Origin of the sequence: Mycobacterium sp. E3247 (assembly GCF_001667785.1) — a bacterium.
GTDB lineage: Bacteria > Actinomycetota > Actinomycetes > Mycobacteriales > Mycobacteriaceae > Mycobacterium.
This window is the reverse complement of sequence record NZ_LZJG01000240.1, coordinates 1-12,168: the sequence shown is the minus strand read 5'-3', so window position 1 is coordinate 12,168 and position 12,168 is coordinate 1. Positions and strand designations below refer to the sequence as shown.

Sequence of the window (12,168 nt, the reverse complement as noted above, 5' to 3'; positions counted from 1 at the left end):
GACCTCGGCGATCGTCTACCCGGCGGCCGGGCTGGCCGAGCTCGCGCTGTCCCGCGGCACGGCCGTCATCGAGGTCAATCCGGAGGTCACGCCGCTGTCCCGGAACGCGACGATCAGCATCCGCGAGACCGCGAGCCAGGCGCTGCCCGGCTTGCTGCAGCGGCTGCCCGCCCTGCTGAAGTAGCCGGCGACTACGGCCTGCGGGCGCGGCCCAGCAGCAATTCGGACACCGGCATCGGCGCCCACGCCGGCAGCGTGAACTCGCGCCGGGAAACGCCGACTTCGAATCCGGCGTCGACGATCGCACGCTCGGTGTCCCGGTGGGTGTGGCAGTTGCCGAACAACCGGGGCCACACCGTCGCGTCGGCGATCCGTTGCAGGCGGCCCCGCGCGCCGGCGCTCGCCACGTGCTCGAGGTACCGCAACTCGCCACCCGGGCGCAGCAACGAATACAGCCGCCGCAGCACGCCGCCGGGGTCGCGCACCGAGCACAACACCAGCGAGCACACCACGGCGTCGAACGGCTCACCGCCGCTGAAATCCTCCGCCGTCTCCCCCGTCACCAACACCCGGGCGGGCACCACGTCCGCCGCGGCCCGCGCCTGGGCCGCCAGCCGCGGCTCGGGCTCCACCGCGACCACCTCGTGGACCGACTCCGGGTAGTGGGGAAAGTTCGTCCCGATGCCCGCGCCGACCTCGAGCACCCGCCCCGACAACCCGGCCAGGTTCTCGCGGCGCAGCGCGCGGATGGCCTCGGTCTCGTGGGTGGCGACGACGGGCCAGATGCGCGCGAAGAACGGGTTGTCCACCGCCGTTGTCATACAGGTCAACCTTCCGATCGAATCGGCCTCAGGATAGGGGTGTTGCCGGCGAGGGCGGGTGCTTAACCGATGTTGGCCACGGGTTCCCCCAGCGGGCCGCCGTCAAGCGGGATCGCCTCGACGTATCCGCGCTCGTGGGCCCCGCCCTCGCTGATGCCGAACCGCTCGTGCAGCCAGGCCAGCGGCCTGGGCGCCCACCAATTCCACCGGCCCATCACGTGCATGAAGGCGGGCACCACGACCATCCGCACCAGGGTGGCGTCGGCGAACACGGCGAGCGTCAGGCCGAGGCCGAACATCCGCATGAACGACACGTGCGCGGCGATCAGCGCGGCGAACGACATCGACATCACCAGCGCGGCGGCGGTGATCACCCGGCCGGTGCGGGCCACCCCGAGCGCCACGCTCTCGTCGTTGGCGGCGTCGGCCTGCTTCGGGCTCGGCTTCGCCGGTCGAGCGGCCCCGGACGCGAGCCAGTACTCCCGAATACGGGACAGCAGGAACACCTCGTAGTCCATCGACAGCCCGAAGGCGATGCAGAACAGCAGCACCGGCATGTTCGCGACCAGCGTCCCGCTCGGCGTCGTGCCGAGCGCGCCGAGATGCCCGTCCTGGAAGATCCACACCAGCGCACCGAACGCCGCGGTCAGCGACAGGATGTTGCAGGCCAGCGCCTTAACCGGCAGCAGCACGCTACCGGTGAGCAGGAACAGCAACGCGAAGGTGATCGCGGCCATCAGCCCGAGCACCAGCGGCAGGCGGTCGGTGACCGCGTCGACGCTGTCGCGGTTGACCTGCGCGACGCCACCCATCGCGACGGACCGCCCCGCCGGCCCGGGCACCTGGTGCAATCGCTGGAGTTGGGCGTCGCTCGCCGCGGAGAACAGCGGCGCTGTGCTGCTGACGGTCAGGAACGCGCTGCCGTCGGCCAGGCCGGTGGCCCCCACCGGCGGCCCGGTCCGGTTCCCGCCGACGAACGCCCCGCCGGGGGCCGACACGGCCGCGACGCCGGGCACCCGCGACAGGTCTGCGGCGTAGGTGTCGAGGTCCGCCGGGTTCAGGCCGCGCGCGTCGGGGACGACGACCGGCACGGACGTCGCGGAGTCGTTCGCGAAATCGTTGCGCAGCTGGTCACCGACCTGGTGCGACGAGGTCGACCGCGGCAGCACCCGGTCGTCCGGGAAACCCCATTTGACGCCCATGAACGGCAGCCCGAGCAGGAGCAGCAGCGCAACGACGGTCACACCGATCGGCGCCCAGCGGCGCATCACCAACTTGGTCGATCGATACCAGAACAGCTCTTCGACGGGCTTGCGCACCGGCTCCGGACGCCGGAAGACCCGGCGCATCAGCCGGCGCACGTCGAGCGCGTCCAGCCGGGGGCCCAGCAGCACGATGGCGGCCGGGGTGATCACGATCGAGGCGGTCGCGACGAAGGCCACGGTGGCCACGCCGGCGTAGGCGAACGACTTGAGGAAGTACATCGGGAACGCCACCGTCGCCGACATGGACAGCGCCACGGTGACCGCGGAGAACAACACCGTCCGCCCGGAGGTCGCCATGGTCCGGATCAGCGCCTCGTCCCGGTCGGCGCCCTCGGCCAACTCGTCGCGGTAGCGGCTGACGATCAGCAGCGTGTAGTCGATGGCCAGCGCCAGGCCCAGCGCGGTGCTCAGGTTGAGCGCGAAGATCGACACTTCGGTGGTGAACGTGATCAGCCGCAACACCGTCATGGACCCGACGACGGCCAGCGCGCCCAGCGCCATCGGCAACGCCGCCGCCAGCAGCCCGCCGAACACCCAGATCAGGATCAGGAAGCTCAGCGGCAGCGCGATCATCTCCATCACCAGCAGGTCGGCCTGGTTCTGCGTGTTGATCTGCGCGTACTGCATGGCCGCGCCGCCGGCGCGGACGGTGACGCCGTCACGGTCGTGGACGAATTGGTCGGCGACGGTTTGGGCGTTGCTCTGTGCGTAGTTCTCGCCGCCCTTGAGGTTCACCACGATCAGGCCCGACTTGCCGTCGCGGCTGAGCAGATCGGCGGCCGCTTGGGGTGGGACCGTCCACGGTGACGACGCGTTGTAGACCAGGGGTGACTTCTGCAGCTGGTTGACGAGGTCGGTGCCCACGGCGCGGGCCTGTGCGCTGTCGCTGCCGCCGGGAGCGGTCACCACGATCAGCATCTGCTGACCGCTCTGGCCGAACTTGTCGGTCAGCACCTGGATCGCGCGGGCGGACTCCGAGTGGGGGTCCTGGAAACCGCCGGGAGACAGACTCTTGGCGACCGGGATGCCGAAGATCGCGGCGGCGACGAAAACCAGGACACCGATGACGATGATGCGGCGGGGCGCCGCGATGGCCATGCGGGCGATCCCCTGCAGCATGTCGAGCCCTTCCGCCGCCGTGCTGATCGCGCTGGCCGCTGGCGTACCGGCGACAACCTAACAAACGCTAGTTTTCACGCGTCAAACAGATTCCTCTTCAAGCACGCGCGGGGGCGGCCGCAGGGTTCAACGCGCGATTTCTAAACCGGTGCCACCCTAAGAGTCCGGCCAGAAACTTGGCCGGTAATTAAGCAGGTCACGAGGCCAAAAGCCGGGCTTGACAGCCCTGAACCTACCCGCCGGTAAATTGCCACCATTTTCCGAATCGTGACTCAAAGATTCCTTAATGGTGGCCCATACGCTCAGTGTCATGTGGATCGACGACACGAGTGCAGACGTCATCAAGGTTGACTTCGAAGCCCTCTACCACGGCGACGTGCTGGTGGAAGGCGAGACCTCCGAGCAGTTCGAAGAACTGCAAGCGGCGAGCTGAGCTGACGCCATGAGTATGCTCGCACGGCTGTTGATGGCCGAACCCGCTGTCAGTCGATGGTTCCGTCGATAAAAGTCTCTCTCCGATACGAAAGCCCCCCGCTTCTCGCGGGGGGCTTTCGTGTTCGGGGGACTCAGCGGGGCGCCATGCGGATGGCACCGTCCAGGCGGATGACCTCGCCGTTGAGCATCGGGTTTTCGATGATGTGGACCGCGAGCGCGCCGTACTCGTCGGGGTCACCGAGCCGGGCCGGGTGCGGCACCTGCTTGCCCAGCGACTTCTGGGCCTCCTCGGGCAGCGAACCGAGCAGCGGGGTCTTGAACAGCCCGGGCGCGATGGTGACCACGCGGATGAGTTCGCGCGACAGGTCGCGCGCGATCGGCAGCGTCATGCCGACCACGCCGCCCTTGGACGCCGAGTAGGCGGCCTGGCCGATCTGGCCCTCGAACGCGGCGACGGAGGCGGTGTTGATGATGACGCCGCGCTCCTCCCCGATGGGCTCGGTCTTGGCGATGCGCTCGGCGGTCAGCCGCAGCACGTTGAACGTGCCGATCAGGTTGACCCCGACCACCTTCTTGAACGCATCGAGCGGGAACGGGCCGTCCTTGGACAGCGTCTTGATGGCGTTGCCGATGCCCGCGCAGTTGACGTTGATGCGCAGCGGGCCCATCGACTCGGCGGTGTCGAGCGCCTTGCCGACGGCCGCCTCGTCGGTGACGTCGGCCTGCACGAAACGGGCGCGCTCGCCGAGTTCTTGGACGGCCTCTTCGCCCCGCAGGTCGATCACCACCACCTGCGCCCCGGCGTCCAGCAGCCGCTTGGTGGTGGCCAAGCCCAGGCCCGAGGCGCCCCCGGTGACGACGGCGACGGCGTCCTTGATCTTCATACGAGTCCTTCCTTGAGAATCGTTGCGAGTCCAGCCAACCAGTTGGTTGGCGACTATACCCAGTCGCTCAGAACGGCTTCGACGTCGGGCAGCGGCGCGGCCGGCGGCCGGGGAACGTCGGGCTTGGTGCGGGAGAACCGCGGCGCCGGCAACGGCTGCAGACCGCCGTCCACGTCGTAGAACGTGTTCCGCTCGGTGATGTGCGGCTCGGTGTGCACCTCGCCGAACGCCAGCACCGGTGTCACACAGGCGTCGGAATCGGCGAACACCTTCGCCCAGTGGTCGCGGTCATGCCCGGCGAAGGCCGCCGTCAGCGCCTCGCGCAGCTCGGGCCAGCGGCTGACGTCGTTCTGCGCCGGCAGGTTGGCGGCGTCCAACCCCAGCCCGGCCAGCATGGCCGCATAGAACTGCGGCTCGATGGCGCCGACGGCGACGTAGCGCCCGTCGGCGCACTCATAGGTGTCGTAGTAGGGCGCGCCGCCGTCGAGCATGTTGGTGCCGCGCACGTCCGACCACATGCCCAGCCCGCGCATCGCCCACATCATCTGGATCAGCACGCTGGAGCCGTCGACCATGGCGGCGTCGATGACCTGGCCCTTGCCGGAGGTCTGCCGCTCCCACAGCGCGGACAGGATGCCGACCAGCAGGAACATCGAGCCCCCGCCGAAGTCACCGACCAGGTTCAGCGGCGGCACCGGTCGCTCGCCGGCCCGGCCGATGGCATGGAGGATCCCGTTGAGCGAGATGTAGTTGATGTCGTGGCCGGCCTGCTGACTGCGCGGGCCGGCCTGCCCCCAGCCGGTCATCCGGGCGTAGATCAGCCGCTCGTTGACCTCGGCGCACTGCTCGGGCCCGAGGCCGAGCCGCTCGGTGACACCGGGACGGAAGCCCTCGATCAACACGTCGGCCTTGGCCACCAGCTGGAGCACGACGGCTCGGCCCTCGTCGGACTTGAGGTCGACGGTCAGGACACGCCGGTTGCGCAGCATGGCGTCCTTCGCGACACCGCCGGGACCGGTCGATGGCCGGTCGATGCGCACCACGTCGGCTCCCAGATCCCCCAGGATCATCGCCGCGTGCGGGCCCGGCCCGATGCCGGCCAACTCGACGACCCGAAGTCCCTTCAGCGGTCCAGCCACGACCCACCGACCTTTCGTCTGCTCTGACGTCCGTTGTTGTTGGCATCTTCGCAGCCGCCCGCAACGGGCGCGCAGCCCGGTCACTTAGGGTGAGCCCATGCCGCAATCCGCGATCGACACCCTGACCCCCGTCGCAGGCCTTTCCGTCACGCTGACCGACGGCGTGCTGTCGGTGACCATCGACCGGCCCGACAGCCTCAATTCGCTGACGGTGCCGGTGATTATCGGGATCGCCGACGCAATGGAACGCGCCGCGACGGATCCGGAGGTGAAGGTGGTGCGCCTCGGGGGTGCGGGCCGCGGCTTCTGCTCCGGCGCGGGGATCAGCGCCGACGACGTGTCCGGGACCGGGCTCTCGCCCGACGAGATCGTCCTAGAGATCAACCGGCTGATCCGGGCGATCGCCGCCGTGCCACACCCGGTGGTCGCCGTGGTCCAGGGACCGGCGGCCGGCGTCGGCGTTTCCCTGGCCCTGGCGTGCGACATCGTATTGGCTTCGGAGAGCGCTTTTTTCATGCTGGCCTTCACCAAGATCGGCCTGATGCCCGACGGCGGCGCGTCGGCGCTGATCGCGGCCGCCGTCGGCCGCATCCGGGCGATGCACATGGCGCTGCTGCCCGAACGCCTACCGGCCGCCGAGGCGCTGTCGTGGGGGTTGGTCAGCGCCGTGTACCCCGCCGCCGAATTCGGGGCCGAGGTGGACAAGGTGATCGCCCGGCTGTTGGCGGGGCCCGTCGCCGCGTTCGGCAAGACCAAGCTGGCGATCAACGCGGCCACGCTCACCCAGTTGGAGCCGGCGTTGCAGCGCGAATACGAGGGGCAGGCAGTGCTGCTGCGATCCCACGACTTCCTGGAGGGCACAAAGGCTTTCCAACAGCGCCGCGCGCCGGAGTTCACCGATCGCTGAGCCCGTGGCGCTTACCGGTGGCCCACGCCGGTAATCCTCCCCGCGTCGGGTCCGAATAATTCCGAAGGCGACGGACGGAGAATCCATGGCTGGACAGGTGCGATGCCTGGTGACCGGGGCGACCGGCTACATCGGTGCCCGGCTGGTGCCCCGACTCCTGGACGAAGGCCACCCGGTGCGCGCCCTGGCCCGCAACCCGGCGAAGCTGGCGGACGTGCCGTGGCGGCAGCAGGCGGAGGTCGCGCGCGGGGACCTCGGTGACGTCGATTCGCTGATCGCGGCGTTCGCCGGCATCGATGTCGTCTACTACCTGGTCCATTCGATGGGCTCGGCGAAGGACTTCGCCGACGAGGAGACGCGCGCGGTGCGCAACGTCGTCACGGCGGCCCGTCGCACGGGGGTGCGGCGCATCGTGTACTTGAGTGGGCTGCATCCCGAGGGCCGCAAGCTCTCACCGCACCTGGAATCGCGGACGGCGGTCGGCGATGCGCTGATCGCCTCGGGCATCGAGACGCTGGTGCTGCAGGCGGGCGTCGTCGTCGGCTCGGGGTCGGCGTCGTTCGAGATGATCCGGCACCTCACCGACCGGTTGCCGGTGATGACCACCCCGAAGTGGGTGCACAACAAGATTCAGCCGATCGCGGTGCGCGACGTGCTGTACTACCTGGTGGCCGCGGCGACGGCCGCGGTGCCGTCCTCGCGCACCTGGGACATCGGCGGACCCGACGTCTTGGAGTACGGCGACATGATGCGCGTCTACGCCGAAGTCGCGGGGCTGGGCAACCGCTATCTGATCGTGCTGCCGTTCTTGACGCCCACGATCGCCAGCCTGTGGGTCGGAACGGTGACGCCGATCCCGCCGGGGTTGGCGCGCCCCCTGATCGAGTCGCTGGAATGCGACGCGGTGATGCGCAACCACGACGTCGACAGCGTCATCGCGCCCCCGCCGGGCGGCCTGACCCCCTACCGCCGGTCCGTCGGACTGGCGCTCAGCCGCGCCGCTCGGGGAGTCCCGGAACCCTCGTGGTCGTCGTTGCGGTCCGAACCGGCCGAGGCGCTGCCCAGCGACCCGCAGTGGGCGGGCGAAATCGTCTACACCGATGCGCGCGCCGCGCACACCCCCGCCGAACCCGCCGCCGTCTGGAAGGCGGCGGAGGACGCCGTGACTTCGCGGGCGGCCTGGACGGTCGAGGAGCGCAAGCCGGGAACGCTGTTGCGGCTGCGCTCCACCAAGCGGGCGCCGGGACGGGAATGGCTCGAGATCGCGGTCGCACCGCAACAGGGCCGCGGCAGCCGCTACACCCAGCGGTCCATCTTTCTGCCGCGCGGCATCCCGGGGCGGGTGTACTGGCTCTTCGCGCGGCCGGTCCACGCCGCCAGGATGCGCGCGCTGGCCCGCGAGGTCGTCGGCCCGGCCGGCGTTAGACCCCGAACATCGGGGGCAGCACGAGAACCATGATCAGCCCCCACACCAGGTGGGTGAGCATCGGCGCCAGGACCCCGCCGGTCGCCCGGCGCTCGAACGCGCAGACCGTCCCCAGGATGACCGCGGCGAAGCCGAGCATCGGATTGCCGCTGGCCAGCGTCGCGCAGGCGTAGAGGACGGTCGAAATCAGGACGGGGTGGTAGCGGCCCAGGGCCGTGTAGAGCGCGCCGCGAAAAAACACTTCCTCGGCGACGCCGTTGACCAGGGTGATCGCCACGATCACCGGATACCACCCGTGGTGGGCGTATTCCAGCACCCTGGTTATCAACTCCGCCACCGGCGTGATCTCCCGGGCGATCAGCCCGCCCACCACGAAGACGGCGCCGAGCAGGAGACCGATCGTCGTCCCGGTGATGACCGGCCGTTGGTTGCGGCCACGCCAGCAGATGCCGCCCAGGTGTAGCGGGCCGGAGATGAGCCCACCGGCGAACCACACCCCCGCCAGCGCCAGCGTGAGCCAGTAGAAGCTCGACTCCCCCGGGTGACGCCGCAGCGAGAACCCGAGCATCGCCGCGCCGACCACCAGCGTGATCGTCACGATGACGCGCCGGCGTCGCACGACGGCCGGCGACTCATGATGGGGCACGGCGACCTTGTTGAGGGCGCGCCACCACTCGGACAGCACGCCGGTGTTGGACGGGGCGGTTGACTGGCTCATGCGGGATGCACCTTCGGGGTCAGGGCGATCAGGAGGTCGAGGCCGGTTCGAAGCGCGCCGGCGAGCGGACCGGGGACCATGCCCACCAGCCCCAAAGCCGGCCGCACGACGGGCGGGGTGAGGCGGCGGGCCAGGTGGCGGATGCGCCGCGCGTCACCGCCGGCCCACGCGGGATCGGTGTCGGCGAGGTGATGGGGGTCGGCCAGGGCGTTGACCGGGGACGGGCGATTCGGCTGATCGGCCAAGGCTAGGGCAATGGCGTCCTGGACGCCGAGCAACCCACCGGGCGGGTCGGCCACGCGATCGCGTAGGTCGCCCTTCGACGCCACCATCGGGTGATCCAGCGATTCGACCAGATCGCCGGCCAGCCCCGGCGGCACCGGAAGGGCGACGCCGGTGATCAGCGACGCCAGCCCGGTGTCGACCCTGCCGACCGGCAACCCGGCGTGCCACCGGCCCGAGATGCGCGTATACGTCTTGAGCAGCTCGCGGTAGGACGTGGTGTCCGGGCCGGAGATGTCGTACGCCCCCGCCGGCACCACGCCCGGGTCGGCGGCGGCGACGAGGTAGTGCAGGACATCGCGAATCGAGATCGGGTCGATCGGGTTGTCCATCCAGCTCGGTATGGGGATGAGCGGAAAACGGTCACCGACGTAGCGCATCATCTCGAACGAGGTCGATCCCGCCCCGATGATCATCGCCGCGCCCAGCCACACCACCTCCGGCCCGCCCGGGATCGTCAGCGCCTCGGCCACCTCGGCCCTGCTCGTCAGGTGCTCGGACAGCACCTCGTCGGCGGGCACGAACCCGCCCAGGTAGACGATGCGTCGCACGCCGGCGTCCCGGGCCGCCGCCGCCAGGTTGGCGGCCGCGGCCTTGTCGGCGTCCCGGAAGCCGGGCTGACCGATGGCGTGCACCAGGTAATACACCACGTCAACGGGTCCGGATTCGGTGAAGGCCGCTCGGGTGGAGGCGGGATCCGCGGCGTCGAGCGCCACCGGTGTGACCTCGCCGAACCATCCGAACCGCCTGAGGCGCGCGGGTTTTCGGGTGGCGGCCACGACGTGGTGCCGGTCCGCCAGCAGCGCCGTGACCAGCCGCGATCCGACATAGCCGGTGGCGCCTGTGACCAGGATCCGCATACTTGGACACTAGCCCCGCGGCGATGCGCGCAAACCTAACGGGCACGAGAATCTCTCGTCGCGTACGTAACGCCACGGCGCTTTTCGGGCCGAATTTTCGCCATGCCGTTACGCTCGCGGGGTTGAACCGCCGCGTCGGCGGCACCGTGGGTACAAGGAACCCTCATCAATAGATAGTGGAGACATGTATTACCTGCTGGTCCTGGCGGTCGCCATCGAACGCGTCGCTGAGCTGGTGGTGTCCAACCGGAACGCGCGGTGGTCTTTTGCCCAGGGCGCCAGGGAGTTTGGTCGCCCGCATTACCCGGTGATGGTGCTCATCCACACCGCACTGCTGGTCGGCTGCATTCTCGAGCCGTGGGCGCTGCACCGGCCGTTCATCGGCTGGCTGGGCTGGCCGATGCTGGCGGTGGTGGCGCTCAGCCAGGGCCTGCGCTGGTGGTGCATCGCCACGCTGGGCCGGCGGTGGAACACCCGGGTGATCGTGCTGCCGGATGCCCCGCTCGTGCGCCAGGGCCCCTACCGCTGGCTGCACCATCCCAACTACGTTGCAGTGGTGGCCGAGGGGGTGGCGCTGCCGTTGGTGCACACGGCGTGGCTGACGGCCGCCGTGTTCACGCTGGCCAACGCGGCGTTGCTCAGGGTGCGGCTGCAGGTCGAGAATTCGGCTCTGGGTTACACGTGAGCGATTACGACACCGACCTGTTGATCGTCGGGGGCGGACCCGGGGGCCTGGCCACCGCGTTGCACGCACGCCGGCACGGGCTCTCGGTCATCGTCGCCGACCCGCGCGAGGGCCCCATCGACAAAGCGTGCGGCGAGGGCCTGATGCCCGGCGGGCTCGCCGAGCTCACCTCCCTCGGCGTCGACCCCGCCGGTATGCCCTTTCATGGCATCGCCTATGTCAGCGAACAGCGCCGGGCGCAGGCGCGGTTTCACCGCGGGCCCGGCCGGGGGGTGCGACGGACCACGCTGCACGCGGCGCTGGCCGCGCGCGCGAAAGAGCAAGACACCGAATGGCTTCGGGCCCGGGTGACCACCGTGCACCAGGACGCTCGCGGGGTGGCCGCCGCCGGTGTGCGTGCGAGATGGATGGTTGCGGCCGACGGACTGCACTCACAGGTCAGGCGGGCCACCGGAATCGCGGCGACGGCCGGGACACCGCGGCGCTACGGCGTGCGCTGGCACTACCGGGTGCCCGCCTGGTCGGAATTCGTCGAGGTGCACTGGTCGCGTTGGGGTGAGGCGTATGTGACGCCGGTGGAGCCGGACCTGGTCGGCGTCGCGATCCTGTCCCGGGGCCAGCCCGACCTGGGCTGGTTCCCCGGGCTGGCCGGGCGATTGCAGGGCGCGGCGCGGGGGCCGGCCCGCGGATGTGGCCCGCTGCGGCAGGTCGTGTCCAGGCGGGTCGCGGGGCGGGTGCTCCTGGTGGGCGACGCGGCGGGCTACGAGGACGCGCTGACCGGCGAGGGCATCAGCCTGGCGGTCAAACAAGCTGGCGCCGCCGTCGCCGCGATCGTCGACGAAACGCCCGCGTCGTATGAGCTTGCGTGGCAACGGATCACCCGCAGCTACCGGCTACTCACCCGGGGGCTGGTGCTGGCCAGCGCCCCGCCGGCAACCCGCCGCGCCATCGTGCCGGCCTGCGCGCTGCTGCCTGGCGTGTTCCGGCGCGGGGTGAACGTCCTGGCGGGTTAGCGGGCCTTCCAGACCGGCTCCCGCTTCTCGGCGAAAGCGAGCGGCCCCTCCTTGGCGTCTTCGGACCTGATCAGGATGCTCATTTCGGCCATCGTCCGCGCCCAGCCCGCCTCTTCGTCGGTGATGACACCCTCGTCGACCCCGTAGGCGATGCGCTTGCTGGCCTGCACCGACAGGGGCGCGTTGACGGTGATTCGCGCGGCCAGGGCCAGCGCGGCCTCCAGCACCGTGCCCTCGTCGACGACCTGGTTGATCAGGCCCCACTCGAAGGCGTCGGCGGCGGTGATCGGCTCGCCGGTCAACAGCAGCTCCATCCCCACTTTGCGCGGGAGCTGCTGCACGATCCGGAAGACACCGCCGGCGGCCGCGACGAGCCCGCGTTTGACCTCCGGCAGGCCGAACTGGGCCCGCTCGTCGGCCACCACCAGGTCACTGGCCAGGGCCAGCTCGGTGCCCCCGCCGAACGCGGTGCCGTTGACCGCCGCGATGGTGGGCTTGTCGATGAAGTGATGCACGTAGCCGGCGAAACCCCACTCACCGTGGTCGGGGTGATACAGGTTCTCCCGGCGGGAGATCGCCTTGAGATCGGCGCCGGCGCAGAACGACTTGTCGCC

Annotated in this window: 12 protein-coding genes and 1 pseudogene; 6 read left to right on the top strand and 7 right to left on the bottom strand. The window is 70.1% G+C overall.

Translation table 11 applies throughout. From position 1 onward, the window contains the following. Window positions 1-184, top strand: a pseudogene (locus A9X04_RS12890) (NAD-dependent protein deacylase); the annotation flags it as partial. A 7-nt stretch (window positions 185-191) separates the two neighbouring features. On the opposite strand, the gene A9X04_RS12885 reads toward A9X04_RS12890, so the two are convergent. Then, window positions 192-821: a class I SAM-dependent methyltransferase gene (locus A9X04_RS12885; RefSeq protein ID WP_067920882.1), complete on the bottom strand. Its 630-nt coding sequence runs from the start codon at window positions 819-821 to the stop codon at window positions 192-194. Between the two features lie 62 nt (window positions 822-883). After that, window positions 884-3,205: an MMPL family transporter gene (locus A9X04_RS12880; protein ID WP_067920880.1), complete on the bottom strand. Its 2,322-nt coding sequence runs from the start codon at window positions 3,203-3,205 to the stop codon at window positions 884-886. Window positions 3,206-3,515: 310 nt separating this feature from the next. Here A9X04_RS12880 and A9X04_RS31910 point away from each other — a divergent pair, with 310 nt between their 5' ends. Then, window positions 3,516-3,638: a hypothetical protein gene (locus tag A9X04_RS31910; protein ID WP_085981634.1), complete on the top strand. Its 123-nt coding sequence runs from the start codon at window positions 3,516-3,518 to the stop codon at window positions 3,636-3,638. A 133-nt stretch (window positions 3,639-3,771) separates the two neighbouring features. On the opposite strand, the gene A9X04_RS12875 is transcribed toward A9X04_RS31910, so the two are convergent. Continuing rightward, window positions 3,772-4,524 (bottom strand): 3-hydroxyacyl-CoA dehydrogenase, encoded by a 753-nt coding sequence (locus A9X04_RS12875; protein ID WP_067920878.1) that lies wholly within the window; start codon window positions 4,522-4,524, stop codon window positions 3,772-3,774. Window positions 4,525-4,577: 53 nt separating this feature from the next. Then, complete coding sequence (locus tag A9X04_RS12870) at window positions 4,578-5,663, bottom strand: CaiB/BaiF CoA-transferase family protein (protein ID WP_067920876.1); 1,086 nt, start codon at window positions 5,661-5,663, stop codon at window positions 4,578-4,580. A gap of 97 nt (window positions 5,664-5,760) precedes the next feature. Here A9X04_RS12870 and A9X04_RS12865 point away from each other — a divergent pair, with 97 nt between their 5' ends. Together A9X04_RS12865 and A9X04_RS12860 are read left to right on the top strand one after the other, a co-directional pair. Next, window positions 5,761-6,570, top strand: coding sequence for an enoyl-CoA hydratase (locus A9X04_RS12865; protein ID WP_067920874.1), 810 nt, complete (start codon window positions 5,761-5,763; stop codon window positions 6,568-6,570). An 85-nt stretch (window positions 6,571-6,655) separates the two neighbouring features. Further along, the gene (locus tag A9X04_RS12860) at window positions 6,656-8,029 is read left to right on the top strand and encodes a DUF2867 domain-containing protein (RefSeq protein WP_067920872.1); all 1,374 of its coding nucleotides are present in this window, start codon (window positions 6,656-6,658) and stop codon (window positions 8,027-8,029) included. Here the strand turns inward: A9X04_RS12860 and A9X04_RS12855 are convergent. Next, window positions 7,992-8,714, bottom strand: a complete 723-nt coding sequence (locus A9X04_RS12855; protein WP_067920870.1) for a CPBP family intramembrane glutamic endopeptidase — start codon at window positions 8,712-8,714, stop codon at window positions 7,992-7,994. The genes A9X04_RS12860 and A9X04_RS12855 overlap by 38 nt on opposite strands. Further along, window positions 8,711-9,856, bottom strand: a complete 1,146-nt coding sequence (locus A9X04_RS12850; protein WP_067920867.1) for an NAD(P)H-binding protein — start codon at window positions 9,854-9,856, stop codon at window positions 8,711-8,713. The genes A9X04_RS12855 and A9X04_RS12850 overlap by 4 nt, the downstream gene beginning before the upstream one ends. Before the next feature lie 184 nt (window positions 9,857-10,040). On the opposite strand from A9X04_RS12850, the gene A9X04_RS12845 reads away from it, so the two are divergent. Together A9X04_RS12845 and A9X04_RS12840 are read left to right on the top strand one after the other, a co-directional pair. Further along, window positions 10,041-10,541, top strand: a complete 501-nt coding sequence (locus A9X04_RS12845; RefSeq protein WP_067920865.1) for an isoprenylcysteine carboxyl methyltransferase family protein — start codon at window positions 10,041-10,043, stop codon at window positions 10,539-10,541. Continuing rightward, entirely contained in the window at window positions 10,538-11,554 is a 1,017-nt protein-coding gene (locus A9X04_RS12840; protein WP_067920863.1) for an NAD(P)/FAD-dependent oxidoreductase, read from the top strand. The genes A9X04_RS12845 and A9X04_RS12840 overlap by 4 nt, the downstream gene beginning before the upstream one ends. Here A9X04_RS12840 and A9X04_RS12835 read toward each other — a convergent pair. After that, window positions 11,551-12,168: enoyl-CoA hydratase-related protein (locus A9X04_RS12835; protein WP_067920861.1), on the bottom strand; the 618-nt coding region annotated here is incomplete at its 5' end. The two genes, A9X04_RS12840 and A9X04_RS12835, sit on opposite strands and share 4 nt — an antisense overlap.

Bases quoted from the DNA above. Each gene is read 5' to 3' on its own strand.
- A9X04_RS12875 (WP_067920878.1), bottom strand. From the start codon at position 4,524: ATGAAGATCAAGGACGCCGTCGCCGTCGTCACCGGGGGCGCCTCGGGC.
- A9X04_RS12865 (WP_067920874.1), top strand. From the start codon at position 5,761: ATGCCGCAATCCGCGATCGACACCCTGACCCCCGTCGCAGGCCTTTCC.
- A9X04_RS12855 (WP_067920870.1), bottom strand. From the start codon at position 8,714: ATGAGCCAGTCAACCGCCCCGTCCAACACCGGCGTGCTGTCCGAGTGG.
- A9X04_RS12850 (WP_067920867.1), bottom strand. From the start codon at position 9,856: ATGCGGATCCTGGTCACAGGCGCCACCGGCTATGTCGGATCGCGGCTG.
- A9X04_RS12860 (WP_067920872.1), top strand. From the start codon at position 6,656: ATGGCTGGACAGGTGCGATGCCTGGTGACCGGGGCGACCGGCTACATC.
- A9X04_RS12845 (WP_067920865.1), top strand. From the start codon at position 10,041: ATGTATTACCTGCTGGTCCTGGCGGTCGCCATCGAACGCGTCGCTGAG.
- A9X04_RS12885 (WP_067920882.1), bottom strand. From the start codon at position 821: ATGACAACGGCGGTGGACAACCCGTTCTTCGCGCGCATCTGGCCCGTC.
- A9X04_RS31910 (WP_085981634.1), top strand. From the start codon at position 3,516: ATGTGGATCGACGACACGAGTGCAGACGTCATCAAGGTTGACTTCGAA.
- A9X04_RS12880 (WP_067920880.1), bottom strand. From the start codon at position 3,205: ATGCTGCAGGGGATCGCCCGCATGGCCATCGCGGCGCCCCGCCGCATC.